General features: G+C 46.5%; 15 protein-coding genes, 5 tRNA genes and 1 pseudogene. 1 reads left to right on the top strand and 20 read right to left on the bottom strand.

Going from position 1 to position 21,908, the window contains the following annotated elements:
* Window positions 1–32: 32 nt before the first annotated feature.
* From rpoC to ACU52_RS10165, 17 genes and pseudogenes are all read right to left on the bottom strand, one after another.
* Window positions 33–4,367 carry a DNA-directed RNA polymerase subunit beta' gene (gene rpoC, locus ACU52_RS10240; protein WP_021855154.1) on the bottom strand — a complete coding sequence of 1,445 codons (4,335 nt, stop codon included), beginning with the start codon at window positions 4,365–4,367 and terminating at the stop codon, window positions 33–35.
* A 38-nt stretch (window positions 4,368–4,405) separates the two neighbouring features.
* Window positions 4,406–8,218 carry a DNA-directed RNA polymerase subunit beta gene (gene rpoB, locus ACU52_RS10235; protein ID WP_021855153.1) on the bottom strand — a complete coding sequence of 1,271 codons (3,813 nt, stop codon included), beginning with the start codon at window positions 8,216–8,218 and terminating at the stop codon, window positions 4,406–4,408.
* A 183-nt stretch (window positions 8,219–8,401) separates the two neighbouring features.
* Window positions 8,402–8,782 carry a 50S ribosomal protein L7/L12 gene (gene rplL / locus ACU52_RS10230; RefSeq protein ID WP_021855152.1) on the bottom strand — a complete coding sequence of 127 codons (381 nt, stop codon included), beginning with the start codon at window positions 8,780–8,782 and terminating at the stop codon, window positions 8,402–8,404.
* 49 nt (window positions 8,783–8,831) lie between these two features.
* A complete protein-coding gene (gene rplJ, locus ACU52_RS10225) occupies window positions 8,832–9,350 on the bottom strand; it encodes a 50S ribosomal protein L10 (protein WP_021855151.1) in 519 nt (172 codons plus the stop codon).
* An 18-nt stretch (window positions 9,351–9,368) separates the two neighbouring features.
* Window positions 9,369–10,061, bottom strand: coding sequence for a 50S ribosomal protein L1 (rplA, locus tag ACU52_RS10220; protein ID WP_021855150.1), 693 nt, complete (start codon window positions 10,059–10,061; stop codon window positions 9,369–9,371).
* A gap of 17 nt (window positions 10,062–10,078) precedes the next feature.
* Window positions 10,079–10,519, bottom strand: a complete 441-nt coding sequence (rplK, locus tag ACU52_RS10215) for a 50S ribosomal protein L11 (RefSeq protein WP_021855149.1) — start codon at window positions 10,517–10,519, stop codon at window positions 10,079–10,081.
* 63 nt (window positions 10,520–10,582) lie between these two features.
* Window positions 10,583–11,125 carry a transcription termination/antitermination protein NusG gene (gene nusG / locus ACU52_RS10210; RefSeq protein WP_021855148.1) on the bottom strand — a complete coding sequence of 181 codons (543 nt, stop codon included), beginning with the start codon at window positions 11,123–11,125 and terminating at the stop codon, window positions 10,583–10,585.
* A 14-nt stretch (window positions 11,126–11,139) separates the two neighbouring features.
* Window positions 11,140–11,331 carry a preprotein translocase subunit SecE gene (secE, locus tag ACU52_RS15905; protein ID WP_082335246.1) on the bottom strand — a complete coding sequence of 64 codons (192 nt, stop codon included), beginning with the start codon at window positions 11,329–11,331 and terminating at the stop codon, window positions 11,140–11,142.
* A gap of 13 nt (window positions 11,332–11,344) precedes the next feature.
* Window positions 11,345–11,420: transfer RNA gene (locus ACU52_RS10205), tRNA-Trp, on the bottom strand.
* A 54-nt stretch (window positions 11,421–11,474) separates the two neighbouring features.
* Complete coding sequence (tuf, locus tag ACU52_RS10200; RefSeq protein ID WP_053398703.1) at window positions 11,475–12,659, bottom strand: elongation factor Tu; 1,185 nt, start codon at window positions 12,657–12,659, stop codon at window positions 11,475–11,477.
* A 73-nt stretch (window positions 12,660–12,732) separates the two neighbouring features.
* Window positions 12,733–12,804 (bottom strand) — tRNA-Thr (locus ACU52_RS10195).
* A 6-nt stretch (window positions 12,805–12,810) separates the two neighbouring features.
* A tRNA-Gly gene (locus ACU52_RS10190) sits at window positions 12,811–12,883 on the bottom strand.
* Window positions 12,884–12,898: 15 nt separating this feature from the next.
* Window positions 12,899–12,981 (bottom strand) — tRNA-Tyr (locus ACU52_RS10185).
* 28 nt (window positions 12,982–13,009) lie between these two features.
* Window positions 13,010–13,083: transfer RNA gene (locus tag ACU52_RS10180), tRNA-Thr, on the bottom strand.
* A gap of 101 nt (window positions 13,084–13,184) precedes the next feature.
* A complete protein-coding gene (hpf, locus tag ACU52_RS10175) occupies window positions 13,185–13,484 on the bottom strand; it encodes a ribosome hibernation-promoting factor, HPF/YfiA family (RefSeq protein ID WP_021853555.1) in 300 nt (99 codons plus the stop codon).
* A 25-nt stretch (window positions 13,485–13,509) separates the two neighbouring features.
* Window positions 13,510–14,393, bottom strand: a pseudogene (locus tag ACU52_RS10170) (tyrosine-type recombinase/integrase).
* Window positions 14,394–14,593: 200 nt separating this feature from the next.
* Window positions 14,594–16,915, bottom strand: coding sequence for a TonB-dependent receptor (locus ACU52_RS10165; RefSeq protein WP_053398702.1), 2,322 nt, complete (start codon window positions 16,913–16,915; stop codon window positions 14,594–14,596).
* Window positions 16,916–17,449: 534 nt separating this feature from the next.
* Here ACU52_RS10165 and ACU52_RS15135 point away from each other — a divergent pair.
* Window positions 17,450–17,644 (top strand): hypothetical protein, encoded by a 195-nt coding sequence (locus ACU52_RS15135; RefSeq protein ID WP_147630838.1) that lies wholly within the window; start codon window positions 17,450–17,452, stop codon window positions 17,642–17,644.
* A gap of 209 nt (window positions 17,645–17,853) precedes the next feature.
* On the opposite strand, the gene rpsU is transcribed toward ACU52_RS15135, so the two are convergent.
* The 3 genes from rpsU to ACU52_RS10150 form a co-directional block, all read right to left on the bottom strand.
* A complete protein-coding gene (gene rpsU / locus ACU52_RS10160) occupies window positions 17,854–18,045 on the bottom strand; it encodes a 30S ribosomal protein S21 (protein ID WP_021853559.1) in 192 nt (63 codons plus the stop codon).
* A 268-nt stretch (window positions 18,046–18,313) separates the two neighbouring features.
* Window positions 18,314–19,087 carry a porin family protein gene (locus ACU52_RS10155; protein ID WP_082335245.1) on the bottom strand — a complete coding sequence of 258 codons (774 nt, stop codon included), beginning with the start codon at window positions 19,085–19,087 and terminating at the stop codon, window positions 18,314–18,316.
* 944 nt (window positions 19,088–20,031) lie between these two features.
* Entirely contained in the window at window positions 20,032–21,819 is a 1,788-nt protein-coding gene (locus ACU52_RS10150; protein WP_053398700.1) for an aminopeptidase P family protein, read from the bottom strand.
* Window positions 21,820–21,908 lie beyond the last annotated feature (89 nt).

The raw sequence follows: 21,908 nt of genomic DNA, 5'->3' as shown, positions 1-21,908 counted from the left end.
TCTCGTTTGCTTATATAGTTTTAGCCTTGAAATTATTCTTTCTCAGCTGTCTGCTTTTCGCTATAGTCAATCACATTCTTGCGGTTTGCCTGTATACGGTCATAATCCTCACGTGAACCTACAATAATCTTTTCGAATTCACGCAGACCTGTACCGGCCGGGATAAGGTGTCCGCAGATAACGTTCTCTTTCATGCCTTCCAGATAGTCTACCTTTCCGCGGATAGCAGCCTCGTTGAGCACCTTGGTTGTCTCCTGGAATGATGCGGCAGACATGAAGCTCTTAGTCTGGAGAGCAGCACGTGTGATACCCTGCAGGATCTGAGTTGATGTTGCAGGAACGGCATCACGCACCTGAACAGTCTTAAGGTCGCGGCGCTTCAGGGTTGAGTTCTCATCACGCAGCTTGCGGGCTGAGATAATCTGACCCTTCTTAAGAGTCTCGCTGTCGCCTGCGTCGGTAACAACTTTCTTACCCCATATACGGTCGTTCTCCTCAGCGAAGTCGAGTTTGTCGACAATCTCCTGCTCAAGGAATGTTGTGTCACCCGGATCATTGATCTGTACCTTGCGCATCATCTGACGAACGATGATTTCAAAGTGCTTGTCGTTAATCTTCACACCCTGCAGACGGTATACGTCCTGTACTTCGTTTACGATATACTCCTGAACGGCGGTAGGACCCTTGATTGAAAGGATGTCGTTAGGCGTAATAACACCATCTGACAGAGGAGTTCCGGCGCGAACGGCATCGTGCTCCTGAACCAGGATCTGCTTTGACAGAGAAACGAGATACTTGCGCTGCTCGCCTGTCTTTGAGGTAACGATAATCTCACGGTTACCACGCTTAACCTTACCCATTGTAACCTCACCGTCGATTTCACTCACTACGGCAGGGTTAGACGGGTTGCGGGCCTCGAAGAGCTCTGTTACACGGGGAAGACCTCCGGTGATGTCACCAGCCTTACCAACTGTACGAGGAATCTTAACGAGGGTTGCACCGGTCTTGACGGTCTGACCGTCTTCAACAACAACGTGACCACCCACAGGGAAGTTGTATGTACCGACAACATCGCCGTTCTTATCTACGATATCACAGGTAGGCACCTTGCTCTTATCCTTAGACTCAGTGATAATCTTTTCAGTAAGACCTGTTGTATCGTCGGTCTCAGAGTGGAACGTAACACCGTCGATAACGTCGCGGAACTTCAGCGTACCTGCATACTCGGTTACGATAACAGCGTTGAACGGGTCCCAACGTGCAATCATATCACCCTTCTTAACGATAGAGCCGCCCTTGAAGTAGAGTGAGCTTCCGTAAGGAACGTTCAGGGTAGAAAGCACGATGTTTGTGTTAGGATCAACGAAACGGATTTCGGCCAGACGGCTTACGACCATCTCACACTGAACCTCGCCATTGTCACCTTCTTCAACAAACGGCACGGTACGAAGCTCGTCGAACTCGATGCGGCTGTCGTTCTTGGCAACGATAGATGCATTGGCTGCAGCATTGGCAGCCACACCACCGGCGTGGAACGTACGAAGTGTAAGCTGTGTACCCGGCTCACCGATAGCCTGAGCTGCGATGACTCCGACAGCCTCGCCCTTCTGCACCATGCGGCTTGTGGCAAGGTTACGGCCGTAACACTTCATGCAGACACCCTTCTTGCTCTCACAAGTAAGCACCGAACGGATTTCAACGCTCTCGATCGGGCTGTCTTCTATAATCTGAGCTATAGGCTCTGTAATTTCCTCACCGGCAGCAACAATAAGCTCGCCTGTGTTAGGATGTATAATATCGTGAACTGACACACGGCCGAGGATACGCTCATACAGAGAAGAAATAACCTCATCGCCATTCTTCAATGCTGTACATACAAGTCCGCGCAGAGTTCCACAGTCTTCCTCTGTAATGATAACGTCGTGAGAAACGTCAACAAGACGACGTGTAAGATATCCGGCATCGGCAGTCTTCATAGCGGTATCCGCAAGACCCTTACGGGCACCGTGGGTAGAGATGAAGTACTCGAGCACGCTCATACCTTCCTTGAAGTTAGAAAGAATCGGGTTCTCAATAATCTGAGCACCTTCAGCTCCTGCCTTCTGCGGTTTTGCCATAAGTCCACGCATACCGGCCAACTGACGGATCTGGTCTTTAGAACCACGGGCTCCAGAGTCAAGCATCATGTAGACGGCGTTGAATCCCTGGTCAGCCTCAGTCATCTCCTTCATCAGGACGTCACCCAACTCGTTATTTACGTGTGTCCAGGCGTCAATTACCTGGTTGTAACGCTCGTTGTCTGTGATGAATCCCATGTTATAGTTGTCGGTAATCTGACGCACTTCCTCATTACCTTTTGCAACGAGGTCGGCCTTCTCCTTCGGAATGATGATATCGTCAAGGTTGAACGACAGACCAGCCAGATATGCCATACGATAACCAAGGTTCTTGATACCGTCGAGGAACTCGCAGGCACGGGCAAAGCCCACAGCCTTAATTACGTCGGCAATAATATCGCGAAGACTCTTCTTAGAGATAATCTTATTTACATAACCAACTTCTTCAGGTATGATGCCGTTGACAATCACACGGCCGACAGAAGTCTCAACCATCTTGTCGACAAGTTTTCCGTCTGCATCAAGGTCTTTCACAACAACCTTTACCTGAGCATGGAGGTCACACTTGCCTTCATTGTGCGCAATGATAGCCTCTTCCGGACCATAGAACGTAAGTCCCTCACCCTTTGCACCCGGACGAATCTTTGTAATATAGTAAAGTCCGAGCACCATATCCTGTGAAGGCACTGTGATAGGCGCACCGTTGGCAGGGTTAAGGATGTTGTGGCTCTGAAGCATCAGAATCTGTGCCTCGAGCACTGCCTCATTGCTCAACGGAAGGTGAACAGCCATCTGGTCACCGTCGAAGTCGGCGTTGAACGCTGTACATGCCAACGGATGGAGCTGAATAGCCTTACCTTCGATAAGTTTAGGCTGGAATGCCTGAATACCAAGACGGTGAAGTGTAGGCGCACGGTTGAGCAATACAGGGTGTCCCTTCATCACATTCTCGAGGATATCCCAGATAACCGGCTCGCGGCGGTCTACAATCTTCTTTGCGCTCTTTACAGTCTTGACGATACCGCGCTCAATGAGCTTACGGATGATAAACGGCTTGTAGAGCTCTGCAGCCATAAGCTTAGGCAGACCGCACTCGCCCATCTTCAACTCAGGACCTACAACGATAACTGAACGTGCTGAATAGTCGACACGCTTACCGAGAAGGTTCTGACGGAAACGTCCCTGCTTACCTTTCAGTGAGTCAGACAGAGACTTCAGCGGACGGTTAGAATCGCTCTTAACGGCGCTGCTCTTGCGTGAGTTGTCAAACAAGCTGTCGACAGCCTCCTGCAACATACGTTTCTCGTTACGGAGAATAACCTCAGGAGCCTTAATCTCCATAAGTCTCTTCAGACGGTTGTTACGTATGATGACACGACGATAAAGGTCGTTGAGGTCAGATGTTGCAAAACGGCCACCATCCAGCGGAACCAACGGACGAAGCTCAGGAGGAGTAACAGGAATAATCTTCATGATCATCCACTCGGGCTTGTTTATGTTGCGGCTTCCGCGGAATGCCTCTACAACCTGCAGACGCTTGAGGGCCTCGGTCTTTCTCTGCTGAGAAGAGTCGCTGTTGGCACGGTCGCGAAGCTCATAAGAAAGAGAGTCGAGATCGATATTTACCAACAGATCATAGATTGCCTCGGCACCCATCTTGGCGATGAACTTATTCGGGTCTGTATCGTCAAGATATTCGTTGCCGTCGGGCAGGTTGTCCATGATGTTTACATATTCGTCTTCAGTAAGGAAGTCCATCTTGTGAGAACCGTTGATTTCAACGCCCTCAGAGTCTGTACGGCCTTCCATTACACCCGGCTGTATTACGATATACTTCTCGTAATAAATTACAGAATCGAGTTTCTTTGTCGGTATACCGAGCAGGTAACCTATTTTGTTAGGCAATGAACGGAAATACCAGATGTGTGCAACAGGCACAACAAGCTCGATATGTCCGGTGCGCTCACGGCGCACTTTCTTCTCTGTAACCTCTACACCGCAGCGGTCGCAGACAATGCCTTTATATCTGATGCGCTTATATTTACCGCAGGCGCACTCATAGTCCTTTGTCGGACCAAAGATGCGCTCGCAGAAAAGTCCGTCGCGCTCAGGTTTATATGTACGATAGTTTATGGTCTCAGGTTTGGTAACCTCGCCAAAAGAACTTTCGAGGATTTCTTCCGGTGATGCAAGTCCGATAGTAATCTTCGTGAAATTACTCTTTATCTTTGAATCTTTCTTGAAAGCCATAATTCTTGTTTATATTTGTTATGTAAAGAGTTTCGTTATTAATCAAGAGTAACACTTAAGCCAAGACCACGGAGCTCGTGCAGCAGCACGTTGAGAGACTCCGGTATGCCCGGTGTAGGCATAGGCTCGCCCTTGACGATAGCCTCGTAAGCCTTTGAACGGCCTACTACGTCATCAGACTTGATGGTAAGGATTTCCTGAAGCACATGGCTGGCACCGAATGCCTCGAGGGCCCAAACCTCCATCTCACCAAAACGCTGACCACCAAACTGTGCCTTACCTCCAAGAGGCTGCTGTGTGATAAGAGAGTACGGACCGATGCTGCGGGCGTGCATCTTATCTTCAACCATGTGGCCGAGTTTAAGGAAGTATGTGATACCTACCGTTGCCGGCTGGTCGAACATCTCACCTGTCTCACCGTCATAGAGGTGTGTTGAGCAGAGACGCGGCAGACCTGCCTTGTCAGTCCATTCCTGAAGGTCGTCAAGCTTGGCACCGTCGAAGATAGGTGTTGCGAACTTAACGCCAAGACGCTTACCGGCTGCACCGAGAATAGCCTCAAATATCTGTCCGAGGTTCATACGTGAAGGCACACCCAGCGGGTTAAGAACCAAGTCTACAGGACGTCCGTCCTCGAGGAACGGCATATCTTCCTGACGTACAATCTTAGAAACGATACCCTTGTTACCGTGGCGACCGGCAAGCTTATCACCTACGCCGATCTTACGTTTCTTGGCAACGTAAACCTTAGCCATCTGCAGGATGCCTGAGGGCAGCTCGTCACCGATTGTAATTGCGAACTTACGGCGCTTGAGTTCAGCGTCCAGGAGCTTGTACTTCTTGATGAAGTTCATAATCAGCTTCTGTATCAGCTCATTAGTATGTTCGTCGTTAGTCCAGTTGTTAGACTGTATTCCGTCATATTCAAGGTTCTTCAGCTGAGCCATTGTGAACTTGCTTCCCCTTGTAATAATCTCGGCACCGGTATAATCCTTGATACCCATAGACGTCTTGTCGTCTGTAAGAGTGAGGAGCTTGTCAACAAGAATATCCTTCAAGTCATCGATCTTAGCAGCATACTCTTCGTCGATCTTAGCCAGAACGATCTTGTCCTGCTGCTTAGAAGAACGTGTCTTAACGGCACGTGAGAACAGTTTCTTGTCGATAACGACACCGGTAAGAGAAGGATTGGCCTTAAGTGAAGAATCCTTCACGTCGCCAGCCTTGTCGCCGAAGATAGCGCGGAGCAGTTTCTCCTCTGGTGAAGGATCGCTCTCACCCTTAGGTGAAATCTTACCGATAAGGATATCACCCGGCTCTACACGAGCACCAACTCTGATTATACCATTGTCATCGAGGTCTTTGGTAGCCTCTTCACTGACGTTAGGAATGTCGCTTGTGAACTCTTCCATACCGCGCTTAGTCTCACGAACGTCGAGCGAATATTCATCCACATGTACTGAAGTAAGAATATCCTCACGCACTACACGCTCGTTGAGCACGATCGCGTCCTCATAGTTGTATCCCTTCCAAGGCATGTAAGCAACAAGCAAGTTGCGTCCGAGTGCCAGCTCGCCGTCCTCTGTAGCATATCCTTCTGTAAGGATGTCGCCCTTCTTTACACGCTGGCCCTTGTCGCAAATAGGACGGAGGTCAACGGTCATGTTCTGGTTAGTACGGCGGAACTTAGGTATTCTGTACTCCTTGAGAGCAGGCTCAAAGCTTACGAACTCTTCTTCCTCAGTTCTGTCATAAAGGATACGTATTGTAGTTGCATCAACATACTCGATTACGCCATCGCCTTCGGCTGTGATCATAGTACGTGAGTCAACGCATACCTGCTTCTCAATACCGGTACCTACGATAGGAGCCTCATTGTGAAGCAGAGGAACTGCCTGGCGCATCATGTTACTACCCATCAACGCACGGTGAGCATCGTCGTGCTCCAAGAAAGGAATGAGTCCGGCAGCAATAGATGCAATCTGCTGAGGAGATACGTCCATAAGGTCAACCTCCGAAGGAGGCACTACGGGGAAGTCGGCATCCTGGCGGCACTTAACCACTTCGCGGATAAACGTACCGTCATCGTTCAGCGGAGCATTGCCCTGACCGATGATATGGTCTTCCTCCTCTTCAGCAGTAAGATAAAGTATATGGTCATTGTCGAGATCAACAATTCCGTCCTTAACCTTGCGGTAAGGAGTCTCGATGAATCCCAACTCATTGATTTTAGCGTAAACACAAAGAGACGAGATAAGTCCGATGTTAGGACCTTCAGGGCTCTCAATAGGACAAAGGCGTCCGTAGTGTGTATAGTGAACGTCACGCACCTCGAAACCGGCACGCTCTCTTGACAGACCACCAGGACCAAGGGCAGACAGACGGCGCTTGTGAGTTACTTCGGCAAGCGGGTTGGTCTGGTCCATGAACTGTGACAACGGGTTGGTACCGAAGAACGAGTTGATAACACTCGATATTGTCTTGGCGTTGATAAGGTCTGTAGGAGTGAACACCTCATTGTCGCGAACGTTCATACGCTCTCTGATGGTACGGCTCATACGTGCCAGACCGATAGAGAACTGGTTGCTCAGCTGCTCGCCTACTGTACGTACACGGCGGTTGCTGAGGTGGTCGATATCGTCTACAGTGGCGTTAGAGTTAACCAGCTGTATAAGATATTTGATAATTTCAATTATATCTTCTTTAGTCAGGATACGGACATCCATGTCTGTATCAAGACCTAACTTCTTGTTGATACGGTAACGGCCTACATCACCCAAGTCATAACGTTTGTCAGAGAAGAACAGGTTCTGGATAACCTCACGTGCACTTGCATCATCGGCAGGATCTGCATTACGCAGCTGACGGTAGATGTAGAGCACGGCTTCCTTCTCAGAGTTACTCGGGTCTTTCTGTAATGTGTTGAAGATTATTGAATACTTGCTTGCAGAATCAATATCCTTGTGGAGAAGAACTGTCGAAGCGCCGCTGTCGATAATGTCGTCGATGTTGTCCTTTGTGATTTCTGTCTCACGCTCCATGATAACCTCGTTACGCTCGATAGAAACAACTTCACCGGTATCCTCATCAACGAAGTCCTCGTTCCAGCTCTTCAGAACCCTCGCAGCAAGCTTACGGCCAATGGCATCCTTCATATTCTTCTTGTTGACCTTTACTTCCTCAGCCAGGTCGAATATCTGAAGAATATCCTTATCGGTCTCGAAACCGATAGCACGCAAAAGTGTTGTAACAGGCAACTTCTTCTTACGGTCGATGTATGCATACATCACATTGTTGATGTCGGTTGCAAACTCAATCCATGAGCCCTTGAACGGAATGATACGTGCAGAATAAAGCACCGTACCGTTGGCGTGAACGCCCTGTCCGAAGAACACACCGGGAGATCTGTGCAACTGTGATACAACAACACGCTCGGCTCCATTTATGATAAATGTGCCGTTATCAGTCATATAAGGAATAGTGCCGAGGAAAACATCCTGAATGAAAGTACCGAAGTCCTCATGGTCAGGGTCTGTACAATACAGTTTCATCTTAGCCTTCAGGGGCACGCTATATGTAAGTCCACGCTCAAGACACTCGTCGATAGTGTAACGGGGCGGGTCGATATAGTAATCCAAGAACTCAAGAACGAAATTATTACGTGTGTCGGTGATAGGGAAATTTTCAGCAAAGACCTTATACAAACCGTCATTCTTGCGTTCCTCAGGCGGAGTATCCAACTGTAAGAAGTCTCTGAAAGACTTTAACTGCACATCGAGGAAATCCGGATACGGCATCGGATTCTTCACGCTGGCAAAATTCACTCTGTTATCAACAATTTTTGAAGCCATTACAGATTTTTATTACCGTTAAAAATGCCACCTTGAAAATAAATGGCCGCAGATTTCAAAGTCATGAATCTTGACCTACACCTTGCAGCGGTGGTTCACTGCATGGTATTAATAAAAGACACAAAAAGGTTAAGACTCTCCGACTGGGAGAATCTTAACCCGAAATATTTTTTATTGTCTCAATTATTTGAGCTCAACCTTAGCGCCAGCCTCTTCGATAGCCTTCTTCAGGTTCTCAGCCTCGTCCTTAGACAGACCTTCCTTCAATGTAGAAGGAGCACCGTCTACGAGATCCTTAGCCTCTTTCAGACCAAGACCACAAGCCTCTTTAACGGCCTTAACTACCTGCAGTTTTGCACCACCAACCTCAGCGAGTACAACATCGAAAGATGTCTTCTCCTCAGCTGCGGCTGCAGCACCACCTGCAGCAGGACCAGCAGCAACAGCAACAGCTGCAGCAGCGGGCTCAATTCCATACTCGTCCTTCAGGACTGTTGCCAACTCGTTTACTTCCTTAACTGTCAAATTTACTAATTCTTCAGCAATAGCTTTAATATCTGCCATTTTATTTTAAATTTTAATGTTTTTAAATATTAATGTTTGGGTGTTAAAATTACTCAGGACGCTCGCCTAAAGTTTTGAGTACACCATGGATGGTGTGAGCGCCTGACTGAAGAGCAGAAACAACGTTCTTTGCAGGAGACTGCAGCAATGCAACAATGTCTGCAATAACTTCGTCCTTGCTCTTGAGAGCTGCGAGTTCTTCCAGCTTGTCAGCACCAACATAGATGCTTTCCTCTGCATAAGCAGCCTTCAATGCAGGAATACTCTCTTTTACATAACCTTTCAGCATTTTAGCTGGAACGTTAGCTGTGTTGCAGAAGAGAACAGCAGTGTTACCCTTCAGACAGCCATACAAAGGCTCATAATCAACATCCGAAGCCTCGAAAGCCTTGTGAAGAAGAGTGTTCTTTACAACGACCATCTTGATTTCGTTCTTGAAGCACTCGCGACGGAGCTTGCTTGTAGCACCAGCATTCATACCTGTTACATCAACGAGGTAGAAATGAGAATACTCTTTCAGCTTCTGACCGAGTTCAACAACTATAGTATCTTTTACTTCTTTCTTCATCTTACAAAACTTTTAGAGTTATTCAACTGATTTAGGATCAATCTTGATACCCTTACTCATAGTGCTAGAAATAAAGATACTCTTGATGTATGTACCTTTAGCAGCAGAAGGTTTCAGTTTAATAACAGTAGCGATAAATTCTTTCGCATTCTGATAGATCTGTTCCGGAGTGAAAGAAACCTTACCAATTGATGCATGGATGATACCGGCCTTGTCAACCTTGAAGTCGATCTTACCCTGCTTAACCTCCTTGACAGCCTTTGCAACGTCCATAGTTACAGTACCGCTCTTAGGGTTAGGCATCAAGCCACGCGGACCAAGAACACGTCCTAAAGGACCAATCTTGCCCATGCATGACGGCATTGTGATGATAACATCAACATCTGTCCATCCACCTTTGATCTTTTCGATATACTCGTCAAGACCTACATAGTCAGCACCTGCTTCTTTTGCAGCAGCTTCAGCATCAGGAGTACAAAGGCAGAGCACGCGTGTAACCTTACCAGTTCCGTTAGGCAGAGACACAACGCCTCTTACCATCTGGTTAGCCTTACGCGGGTCAACGCCCAAGCGTACATCAATATCAAGAGAAGCGTCAAACTTGGTAGTAGTAATATCCTTAACCAACTCTGCAGCCTCTTTCAAAGAGTATGCTTTCCCTGCTTCAACCTTATCAGCTACTGATTTTTGATTTTTTGTCAGTTTACTCATTTTCTTGAAGTTATAAATTATTTACCAGGGAAGTCCCCTTTAACTGAGATGCCCATACTTCTAGCCGTACCAGCAACAAGCTTCATCGCAGACTCTACGGTAAAGCAGTTAAGATCAGCCATTTTGTCTTCTGCAATGGCACGGATCTGATCCCATGTCACAGAAGCCACTTTTCTACGGTTAGGCTCGGCAGAACCACTCTTAACCTTGGCTGCCTCCAGCAGCTGAACAGCAGCAGGAGAAGTCTTAATTTCGAAGCTGTATGACTTATCGGTGTAGTAAGTGATAACAACCGGAAGCACTTTTCCAGCCTTATCCTGAGTTCTGGCGTTGAATTCCTTGCAGAATCCCATGATGTTAATACCCTTTGAACCGAGAGCCGGTCCAACTGGTGGTGAAGGATTCGCAGCGCCACCTTTAATCTGTAATTTGATTAATCCAGCAACTTCTTTAGCCATTTCTTTTGTTAATTAAAAAAATTTGAGATTTTATAAAAGAACACACGTGTCCGTAACAACACGTTATTCTTTTGCAACTTGCATAAAACCTAATTCCAATGGAGTTTTACGTCCAAAGATCTTAACCATAACCTTAAGTTTGTGCTTCTCGGTATTCACTTCTTCAATGACACCGCTAAAGCCGCTGAACGGTCCATCAGTAACCTTCACTGTCTCGTCAACACAGAACGGAATATTTACCTCTTCCGTCAGCACTGACTCTTCAGCCGTTCCAAGGATACGGTTGATATCAGACTGCTTAACAGGGGTAGGATTATCCAATCCGCCCAAGAAGCCAAGTACGTTAGGTATGAAGCGCAGTGTATGTGCCACGTCTCCTTTCAGTTCTGCCTCTACGAGGACATAGCCCGGGAGAGAAATCTTCTCTTTAACCACACGCTTGCCATTACGCAAAGAAGCATGCTTCTCCATAGGTATAAGTACCTGAGAAACATAAGTTGAAAGAAGCGTGTTGTGCTTAAGTTCGGCATCGATATATTCTTTTACCTTAGCCTCCTTACCACTGACAGCACGCAATACATACCACTTTTTTCCTGATTCAGCCATTTTCCTTTTTACGATTAATTAGGATAGATCGTACTCATAACAAACCGGAACACGGAATCCATAATGAACACTACAACTGCAATGATCAAGGAAGCAGATAATACAACCATTGCACTATGAGTAAGTTCGGCACGTGTCGGCCATGTTGTTTTATGCACAAGTTCTTCGTAACAAACTTTGCAGTAATTTGCGAATTTTTTAAACATATTATCTTTATTTTGGCACGGGAAGAGAGGCTCGAACTCCCGACACCTGGTTTTGGAGACCAGTGCTCTACCAACTGAGCTATTCCCGTAAAATAGGTTCTCGCCGGAAGACGAGAACCTAAAACTTATATCATTGATAATGATTAATCGATGATTTCAGTAATCTGACCAGCACCTACTGTACGACCACCTTCACGGATAGCGAAGCGCAGACCTACGTTCAATGCAACAGCGTAGATAAGCTCAACAGTGATTGTTACGTTATCACCAGGCATTACCATTTCTACGCCTTCCGGCAGAGAGATTTCACCTGTACAGTCCATTGTACGGAGGTAGAACTGAGGACGATACTTGTTTCCGAACGGAGTGTGACGTCCACCTTCTTCTTTCTTCAGTACATAGATCTGAGCCTTGAACTTCTTGTAAGGTTTGATCTGACCCGGGTGGCAGAGTACCATACCACGCTTGATTTCGTTCTTGTCGATACCACGGAGAAGCAGACCTACGTTATCACCAGCTTCACCTTCGTCAAGAATCTTACGGAACATCTCAACACCAGTTACAACTGATTTCTTGTCTTCACCAAGACCGAGGAGCTCAACTTCGTCACCAACCTTAACACGGCCAGTCTCGATACGACCTGTAGCAACAGTACCACGACCTGTGATTGAGAATACGTCCTCAACAGGCATCAGGAACGGTTTGTCGAGGTCACGCGGAGGCAGCGGAATCCACTCGTCAACAGCAGCCATCAGCTCCATTACCTTCTCTTCCCACTTCTCAACACCGTTAAGTGCACCAAGAGCAGAACCGCGGATAATAGGAGTATTGTCGCCATCATACTCGTACTGATCGAGAAGCTCACGCATTTCCATCTCAACGAGCTCAAGCATTTCCTCATCCTCAACCATATCGCACTTGTTCAGGAATACAACCAGACGAGGAACGTTTACCTGACGAGCGAGAAGCACGTGCTCACGTGTCTGAGGCATAGGACCATCAGTTGCAGCAACAACGATGATAGCACCATCCATCTGAGCAGCACCTGTTACCATGTTCTTTACATAGTCAGCGTGTCCCGGGCAGTCAACGTGTGCATAGTGACGGTTTTCTGTTTCATACTCTACGTGTGCTGTATTGATAGTAATACCACGCTCTTTTTCCTCAGGAGCGTTATCGATAGAGTCAAAAGACTTAACTTCAGAAAGACCTTTCTTTGCCAATACTGTTGTGATAGCAGCAGTCAGAGTAGTCTTACCGTGGTCTACGTGACCAATTGTACCAATGTTTACATGGGGTTTGGTACGGACGAATGTCTCTTTAGCCATAGCTTTACTTTTTATTTATTGTTAATGAATAATCGTGTATTTTTTCTGTTTTTAAAAAATTAGAAAGTCGTAGAGCTGTAACCGAGATTTGAACTCGGGACCTCTTCCTTACCAAGGAAGTGCTCTACCACTGAGCTATTACAGCAGCGAGAGCGGAAAACGGGACTCAAACCCGCGACCCCCAGCTTGGAAGGCTAGTGCTCTATCAACTGAGCTATTTCCGCAAGACTTCTACTGAGTGGGTGGTGATGGATTCGAACCACCGAAGTCGAAAGACAGCAGATTTACAGTCTGCCCCATTTGGCCACTCTGGTAACCACCCTTTGTTTAAGAACTCGTCTTTTCTTTTGAGCCTCTTGTCGGATTCGAACCAACGACCCCGAGATTACAAATCACGTGCTCTGGCCAACTGAGCTAAAGAGGCAACGTTAAGCAGCCGTTAGGCGCTTGTTGTAAGGACGTGTCCTAAAACGGCTGCAAAGATAGGCATTATTTTTTAATCTCCAAAACTTTTCGCGATTTTTTTTATCTATTGCGCAATTTTTCTTTAAATTTCGCCAATTGGACCTTCAATGAGTCCACACAGAGGTCAATTCCCTCTTCAAAAGTATCGCACACTTTTTCAACAAAAAGACGTGAGCCGGGAACCATTACAGTGATACTTGTTTCCTTATTCATGGCAGTGGCAGGCTTAACAACTTTAAGTTGAACCTCTACAGTTTGAATATCCTCATAAGATTTTTCCAACTTGGCAGTTTTCTTTTCGATAAATGCCTTCAATTGTTCAGTAGCGTCAAAATGGATTGACTGAATTTTAACTTCCATAGTTACCTCCTTGTAATTTTAAGGGTTAAGCCCTTGGATGGGCGGATTTGTAAACTTTCTTAAGCTGTTCAAACGTGGTATGAGTATATATCTCAGTAGTTGTCAGCTCCTGATGCCCCAACAGCTTCTTAACGCTCTCAAGTCCGGCGCCATGATTAAGCATGGCTGTAGCAAATGTATGGCGCAGCACGTGCGGGCTGCGTTTTTTAAGCGAGCTCACCCGCGCAAGATTGTCCGACACGCAGACTCTCACTTGCGGATAAGTGAGCCTGCGGCCCTTTGCCGACACAAACAGCGCCGGCTCAAGCCTCGTCACGACTTTGTCTCTTAGTTCCATATATGCCGACAGCGCGTCGCGCAGCCCTTGGCCAAACGGAATGACGCGCTGTTTGTTTCTTTTGCCAGTAACCTTCAGTTGGCAGGCTTCGAGGTCAACCATGGCATCGTCAAGCCCTATAAGTTCGGCAGCGCGCATTCCTGTCTCATAAAAAGCCATTATAATAGTACGCGCGCACACATCTTTATAGTCAGAGAGATTCCACATGCTGCCGTTGAGCAGCTCGTCCATCTCGCTTTCCTTGACGAATTGTGGCAATGGTTTGTTTTTCTTCGGGCCTGTCAGACCGTGGGCCGGATCTGAGCTAACAAGATTTCGGGAAAGGGCAAAACGAAAAAGGAACGCAATGCACTCAATCGCCTGTTGACCGACGACGCACTGTTTCCCTTATCCATCATACTCTCCATCCAGTCGCGGATGACATCAGAGTCGACCGACTCCCATGAGAGATGAGCATCCAAATTTTTGAAGTACAGTTCAAACTCTTTCAAGTCTGCTCCGTATTCCTTCACGGTTCTCGCGGAGTAGTTCCGCTCAAACTGGAGGTAGTTCAAAAATTCTCTTATCATCATAAATACAGTTGCTCAAACCATGTTATTCGGCAACGAATTTACAAAATAAAACCGAACCGCCAAATTTTTCCGCCAAATTCTTTTCCGCTTTACAGGGAATAACTATCATGAGCAGGAAAAAGAAAAATCCGGCACTGAGGAAACCTTATACGTCAACATTTCATCAGAGCCGGACCAGAATAATTCCCTCGTGCTTAAAATCAGAAAGTAGGAATTGCTCTTCCTGCGGAGCCTATCGACGGCATGTCACGGTTATCTTTTATCTTCTTGCCAATACTGAAATTCCACGACACGTTCAGACTTACAGATGTGTTGTGACTGAGATACTTGCGCGTCAGCATCCATCCGTCGCCATATACAGTCATTTTCGGCCTGTTATAGAACACGCCATTGTAGCTGAGGTTTACGTTCAGCTTGTTTTTCAGCAGCGACATATATGCCTGGGCATTGAGGTTGAACCAGCCGTCATATTCATACGACAGCGTCTTTGTCTTGGTCGAAGCTGCAAAGTCGAGTGTTATGCCATAGTTTTTGGCTATTTTAAAATTGTTACTGGTTGAAAAATATAACGAAGTCTGACTGACTGACTTTCCCGGCATGCTTTCGCGCCTGTTTCTGACTATCATCTCGGTGTTGGTGTACCAGAAGTCAAAGAGTTTAGTCTGATATGCCACCGACAGCTTGTGCTGTATCTGCCATCCGGCGTTTTCCGGCCTTGTAAAATAGGTATCCTTACGGTCAGGGTCAGCATGCATAATCACCTTCACCAAGTTGTCGCCATAGTTGAAGTCGTAGTACACGGTCCACTTTCTGTGATATGCCAGCCACACATAAAAGTCGTGACGATTTTCTTTTGTCAAGTCAGGGTTACCTATGCTGTATTGATTTTGCCCCTGCCATGTAACGGTAGGCAGCGTATAGTTATAATTCGGCAAGGAGTAATAATACTGGTAGTTGAAGTTAATATAAAATTCTTTTGCCGGAGACGGATTTTCCTCCTTGCTGAGATTCCATTGCGCAAAGATACTCGGATATATTCCGTCTTCCCATAAATCTACATCGTTTTTACTGTCAATACGGTCACGAAATACGGTTTTCGTCCCGTGATAGTTAAGCGTTCCCTGCACATACAGGAACTTGCCTATCTTCGTGCTATAGTCCACCCATGCGCCATAGTCGGCGCCGGAGCTTACATAGCGCCCGTCACGAATGTATCCAAGCTGCGTTGTCCCCGTGTCGTCGTGCTTGTCGTACATATAACCGTAAACCAAGCCGGCATTTAAATTCGATTTTTTGTTTAGCACCACATGCAACACCGGGTCTATCCATACGTTATTCGTATTATAGCCAAGCCTGGCATTGTCGGCAGTGGAGTTCAAGACATAGCTTAAGCCTTCGCTGTAATCCTGCCCCGAATAACTTCCTCTGAAAAATAAATAGCTGACACTGTCTTTACGGAAAAAGTGTTTGTATTGCAGTCCGGCACTGTAATACCGGGGTTTCGACAGACTGTTAATATTCAAGAAGTCCGTGCCGTCATGGCTGCTGGTCGACGTTTCGCCGTTACTCATTCTCACGCCTCCGTACACATAGATTCTGTCAAGATCAGTAGGCGAATATCTCAGCGCGAGATTATCCATAAAATAGCCATTGCCCCTGGTTACGCTGTTTGTTTCGGTTTGTGTTTCCACATTATCCGCCACGTCGTTCTGCACCTGCGACCGCACAGACTTGTCGTGCAGACTGCCTGTCAGCAGGTTGCTTACCCTCACCTTGCCTCGCGCATATAGAAAATTCAGCCCCGGCAAGGCACGCAGAAGACCATCCTGACTGGCTCTGCCATTGAATGTCAGCGTGCCGAGCACACCGCCGTCGTCACGCAGATAAATTTTTATCACGCCGCCAATACCCAAACCATAAGAGGCATCAGGGTTGGTTATCACATCTATGTGTGAAATCATCGAGGGGTCGATGGTCTTCATCTGTTCCTGTGTTATTTCTTGCTCCTCAAGATATATCAAGGTGTTTTGCCGTCCGTAGACACTGACGTCCTCACCCCTCACGCTGACGCCGCGCATAAATTTCATAAAATCCAGCAGAGTCAGGCCTTTAGCCAGCGGATTGCCTTTTACCCTGACCGTTATGGTGCCGTTTGACTTCACGCTCGAGTAATCCGCCATGACCGTCACTTCGTCGAGCATTTTTGCAGAACCGCCCATAACGACCGCGCCCAAATCGAGAGGGCCGCTTACGCGCAGTTTTTTATTGTATTTGTCATAGCCCACGCACGTTATGCCGAGAGTGTAGCGTCCTTCGGATATACTGTCTATCATAAATGTGCCGTCGTTGCCGGTAATGACAGGCGCCAGCTTTGTTCCGTCGTCAAGCCGTGTCATCGTCACAGTGGCGCGTTCTATGGCGTTGCCGGCATCGTCTGTCACGCGTCCGGTAACAGTGATGCCAGTCTGGGCATTCGCAGTGTATGCAAACAGTGCTAGTATAAAGGCTAAAAAGTGTTTCATAGTTTAATTTTTATTTGTATCAGATATTCGCGGAAAACACAAGCAAACGGCATCAGCATGCTTTGCGCCACTTCGACTTATAAGTTGGTCATGTATTATGAATGTTTTCAATTTGTCGGCAAATCCGTTATGTGTAAACCTTGCCTGTTCTTGCCAGCTGTTTTCCTTTCAGATCACCTATTTCTCTGATAATTCCGTTAATTTTCATAGCGTAAAGTTTAATGTGTTTTTACAATCCCTACAAACCGACTATATTAAGGTATATAGAATTTGTTTGCCGCAAGAGGTTCGGGCTTAAGCCTCTGCAAAGATTATAGCCAAGAAAGGTAAGCCATGCCAGCCTGACTACACTCTTTAACATAAATGCATATATATGCAAAGATAATAATTATATTCCAAAACTTCATTCTTTTACTTTTTTTAACCTTAATCTTATAAAAATCACATTTTTTAAATCGTCCTACAAGACTACCTGAACAAAATCTGACATCGCCGACACATTTTTTAAACGCCACATAAAGGGCCGGATGTCAAATGGCTATACAGAAACAAGCCCAACAGCCACATACACCCACAGCCCTACCCTCCGCATGCACAGGAGAAAAGCCAATGCTGATGCTTACAAGCACGATGCAGACAGCCGAAGCTGTTACGCAACACAACAACAATAATAACAAAAAAAACGTGATTGATTATCGCTTTCCAAAAAATACGACGAAAGCGCCATAAGAAAACAGCAATGCCTCAACGGCACACAGACGCTACATATTTTTATATATAAAAAAAGGATGTGGCACAGTCACTCCGTGTACATCCCCCCAATAGCCTATCGGCAAAATTACATCGTCCTGCGAACGCACCATCATATCGGCTGCAAATATTCGCAGGACCTTATCATTACTTTTTAACGCCTAAGCGGTATACCCATTCAATATTGGTTATTCCTCTGTAGCTCTCAGTTTCTGTACGTAAATAGCGCGTTCCATCTTGAGCCTCTTCAAGACAGACGGCTTATCGAACTGCTGACGTGCACGAAGTTCCTTTACGACACCTGTCTTCTCAAATTTTCTCTTGAATTTCTTCAATGCTCTTTCGATGTTCTCGCCATCTTTAACTGGTACAATGATCATTTTTTGTCTTAAAATTTTATATGTTAAACTTATTTTTTAATTTCATGCTATTATTAGCGGCTGCAAAATTACATCTTATTTTTTTATCTTCCAAATATTCAGAGGCTTTTTAAGCAAAAAGTATTTATTTTTCACATCTGCCTGACTTTCAGCGGTTAAATTGCCCATACAAAACGTTTTATTGAGCATATGAAACGTAGTTCGGCGTAGCCAATTATAAATTATGAATTGTGAATTATGAATTATGAATTGTGACTACAGCTCCGGGTTAAAGTCCCAGTCTGTAGCCGAGCGTCAGCGTGAAAGCCGAAGAACGCTTCAATTTGCCGTTAAGGAGGTAATACTCCAGAAAATAGCTGGTTCCGTCGGTCGAAAGATTCTTCGCAACAATCTCGTCATCTTTTATGTCGAGCAGTCCAAATTCATATCTTGCATCAAGCACGAAACGTTTGTATTCATACGAAAGTCCCAGAGGTATGGTAACATCAACCTTACGGCAACGGTCTTTTATGTCTGTATATTTGCCGTCCCACGGTTGTCCGTCAAATATCTCTTTGTATCCCCTTGGATATTTTGCGCTCAGCATGAAGTCTACCTGCACTCCGGCTTTAACGGCGAGACCTTTATATATATAAAAGTTAGCCATTACAGGCACACTGAGGTAAGAAAGCTTCACTTTATGCCCGTCTCCATCTTCTTGCCAGAATTTAAGTTCTTTATCATACATGTCATCGTCTATTTGTCCGGTTCCGGGATCCTCCAAAGGCCCTTTAAGATAAGCATACCCCCAGATAAACTTGTCGAAACCGCATCCGCGCTCCGAATAATCAATCCCTAAAGTTACTCCGAGCCATTTTGTAGCCATATATTCGGCCTCCACTCCTGCCTTTATCCCGGCTTTATACGCAGTATTGTCAATGCCGCTTACATTTGAAAAAGTTAGTCCTATCTTTGGCTGCAAAGAAAATTCGCCTGCCTGACGCTGCGCAAACATCGTCAGAGGCATAAGAAAAACAGCAATTAAAGCAAAAAGTTTTTTCATACTATTTTTATAATGATTAAAATTCCACACCAGCAGTCAGAACACATGGCCTGACAGAATCAGACATTTATATAAATGTATAAAAAGACCTCTCTTCACACTCTTTTCCCCTTCAGCATTGCTCATTCGACATTCTTATGGGGCGATATTCCGGTATCGTTCACGGGTTCAAATATTCTTTTAAAACAGGTTCCGACTGCAGATTTAGCAATATTTTACAAATATAAAAATATTTTTTGTCTCATCAAAACTTTAAACACGTTATTTTTTATTTGCCGGCATCAGCATGCAGCAACCTGAAGATAATATTTCATGAAAGAAGAAAACCTGAACAAATCACATTGCTGAATAAAAACGGACTTAGCTTCCTTTTTGATTTTCTTTGACGCTCTCATACTGAGATATTTGAAATTTAAAATCTGTTGGACGAAAATTCGGGCAGTTTTCGCGTGCAAACGTAATCCTATGTGTTACAATGTGTTACGGTAAAATCCGGCAATATGTGCAACATTTTTTGTCCCATTTCGGACAAAAAAGCTATTATTTCAATAAAAAAACAGGCCTGTTTCCGCTTTAAAAGCGGTGCTTTTTCCACTAAAAAGTTGCCGAGTAATTTTTCAAAAGCATGCCTTTTGCATGATAATGTAAATATACTTTACCGATGCAAGCCATAAAAGCGCTTTCCGTTTTCTATTTCGGCAGAAAATCATGACATTTTTGTGATGACACTTTGAACGGCAAAATACCTGATGAGCTGACAATGTTTCAGATCATGAGCGTCTGTCTTATACCATACATCTTGTAAACATAAAATAAGCGGAAGTAGCCCAAGGTCTTCCTTAAAGGACGACTTCCGCTTATAAAGTTACAGGAAAACAACTGCCGATGAGGTGTTATGTTACATATTTTAGCATGTAAATCAATAAAAAGCAAGATTCACGGCATCAGATTTCGGCACAAGCCGATGCCAGCCACTCGCGGTCTTCGCCTTCGAGATGCGGCGAAAGGCGGTCGTAGACGGTGCGGTGGTATGCGTTGAGCCACTCTTTTTCTTCAGGCAACAGCATCTCTTTCTTAACCGGAGCGAGGTCTATCGGACAGAGCGTAAGCGACTCGAAGCCGAGGAACGAGCCAAACTCGGTGTCGCGATATGGCACGGTGAGCAGCGTGTTCTCTATCCTCACGCCGAAGCGTCCGGCAAGATATATGCCCGGCTCGTCGGTAACGGTCATGCCTTCAACGAGCGGTGCAGGCCTGTATTCCATGCGTATCTGGTGAGGACCTTCGTGGACATTGAGATATGAGCCTACGCCGTGGCCAGTGCCGTGCATGTAGTTGAAGCCGTAGCGCCACATGTCTTTGCGGGCGAGCGCATCGAGCTGTGTGCCGCTGGCGCCGCGCGGAAACTTGCAAATCTCCAGCTGTATATGGCCTTTCAGCACAAGCGTATAGACGAGTTTCTGCTCCTCGGTTACATCGCCCAAGGCTATGGTGCGCGTTATGTCGGTGGTCCCGTCGAGATACTGCGCACCCGAATCTATCAGAATAAGCCCTTCGGGACGCAGCGGCACGTCGGTTTCGGGCGTTGCCTCATAGTGAACAATGGCTCCATGCTCCTGATAGGCGGCAATGGTGTCGAACGATATGTCCTTAAACAGCTTCTGCTCCGCGCGCAGCGATGTCAGCTTGCGGTCGACGCTCATCTCGGTCTCACCGCCGGCCTCAACGGCAGGCTTAAGCCAGCGCAGAAACTTCACCAGCGCAACGCCGTCGCGCAGCATGGCGCGGCGGAAGCCTTCTATCTCGGCACTGTTCTTGACGGCCTTCATATATGGTATGGGCGACGGCTGCGCCACCTTCTCGCATCTAACGGCACTGAACAATGTATGGTTTATCTCGCACGGATCGAGCAGTATGTTATATTCAGAATATGCAGCCAGGGCATCTTTCACCTTATTATAATTTGCGGTGTCTACGCCCTCGCCCTTCAGATACTCACGCACGCCGTCGTCGAGCTTGGCACCGTCAACGAACAGCGTGGCATGGCGTGACGTTATGAGCAGATAAGACACAAACACAGGGTTGCAGTGGACATCAGAGCCTCGCAGGTTGAGCGTCCAGGCTATGTCGTCGAGCGCGGCGGCAAGCATTCCGCAGGCGTTCATGTCCTTCAGCATTGCGCGTATGCGCTCCAGTTTCGAAGCGCACGACTCTCCGGCATACTCCAGCGGATGAACGGTTATCTTGTTCTGCGGCACCGGCGGACGGTCGGTCCATATCTGCCCGAGCGGGTCAAAGTTGGTTCTTACGGTTATGCCGCCCTCATTCCTAAGTCCGGCAATGAGCTCTGCCACCGAAGCCTCTGAATTGACCATGCCGTCGATGCCCACAACAGGACTCGAAACGAAAGAGAGCTTCTGGCCGAGCCACTTTATTATCGACGGCGTGCCCTCAACACGCTCTTTCATCAGCTTAAACTCCGTGCCTTCGAGCTGCTCGGCAGCGGCAAGGAAATAGCGCGAGTCGGTCCACAGCGCGGCAGCGTCCATAGTAACAACGGCTGTTCCCGCCGAACCGTTGAAGCCGGATATCCACTTGCGCCCCTCCCAGTGTTCGGGCACATACTCGCCGTTGTGAGGGTCGGTAGAAGGGAATATAAACGCATCGATGCTCTCGCGGCGCATCACGTCGCGCAGGGCTGCCAGTCTTTGTTCTATAATAGTGTTCGTCATAATGAATAAGATTTTTCAGAATAGTCTGAACAAAGATAATTCTTTTTAGACTTAACAGCAAACTAAAACAGAAATAACCTGATTATTTT

The sequence above is a fragment of the Xylanibacter rarus genome, from assembly GCF_001275135.1.
GTDB lineage: Bacteria > Bacteroidota > Bacteroidia > Bacteroidales > Bacteroidaceae > Prevotella > Prevotella rara.
This window is presented reverse-complemented; position numbering and strand designations above follow the sequence as displayed.

Excerpts from the sequence above, each read along its gene's own strand:
- rpoC (WP_021855154.1), bottom strand. The coding sequence starts at position 4,367 with ATGGCTTTCAAGAAAGATTCAAAGATAAAGAGTAATTTCACGAAGATT.
- rpoB (WP_021855153.1), bottom strand. The coding sequence starts at position 8,218 with ATGGCTTCAAAAATTGTTGATAACAGAGTGAATTTTGCCAGCGTGAAG.
- rplL (WP_021855152.1), bottom strand. The coding sequence starts at position 8,782 with ATGGCAGATATTAAAGCTATTGCTGAAGAATTAGTAAATTTGACAGTT.
- rplJ (WP_021855151.1), bottom strand. The coding sequence starts at position 9,350 with ATGAAGAAAGAAGTAAAAGATACTATAGTTGTTGAACTCGGTCAGAAG.
- rplA (WP_021855150.1), bottom strand. The coding sequence starts at position 10,061 with ATGAGTAAACTGACAAAAAATCAAAAATCAGTAGCTGATAAGGTTGAA.
- rplK (WP_021855149.1), bottom strand. The coding sequence starts at position 10,519 with ATGGCTAAAGAAGTTGCTGGATTAATCAAATTACAGATTAAAGGTGGC.
- nusG (WP_021855148.1), bottom strand. The coding sequence starts at position 11,125 with ATGGCTGAATCAGGAAAAAAGTGGTATGTATTGCGTGCTGTCAGTGGT.
- secE (WP_082335246.1), bottom strand. The coding sequence starts at position 11,331 with ATGTTTAAAAAATTCGCAAATTACTGCAAAGTTTGTTACGAAGAACTT.
- tuf (WP_053398703.1), bottom strand. The coding sequence starts at position 12,659 with ATGGCTAAAGAGACATTCGTCCGTACCAAACCCCATGTAAACATTGGT.
- hpf (WP_021853555.1), bottom strand. The coding sequence starts at position 13,484 with ATGGAAGTTAAAATTCAGTCAATCCATTTTGACGCTACTGAACAATTG.
- ACU52_RS10165 (WP_053398702.1), bottom strand. The coding sequence starts at position 16,915 with ATGAAACACTTTTTAGCCTTTATACTAGCACTGTTTGCATACACTGCG.
- ACU52_RS15135 (WP_147630838.1), top strand. The coding sequence starts at position 17,450 with ATGGCTATACAGAAACAAGCCCAACAGCCACATACACCCACAGCCCTA.
- rpsU (WP_021853559.1), bottom strand. The coding sequence starts at position 18,045 with ATGATCATTGTACCAGTTAAAGATGGCGAGAACATCGAAAGAGCATTG.
- ACU52_RS10155 (WP_082335245.1), bottom strand. The coding sequence starts at position 19,087 with ATGAAAAAACTTTTTGCTTTAATTGCTGTTTTTCTTATGCCTCTGACG.
- ACU52_RS10150 (WP_053398700.1), bottom strand. The coding sequence starts at position 21,819 with ATGACGAACACTATTATAGAACAAAGACTGGCAGCCCTGCGCGACGTG.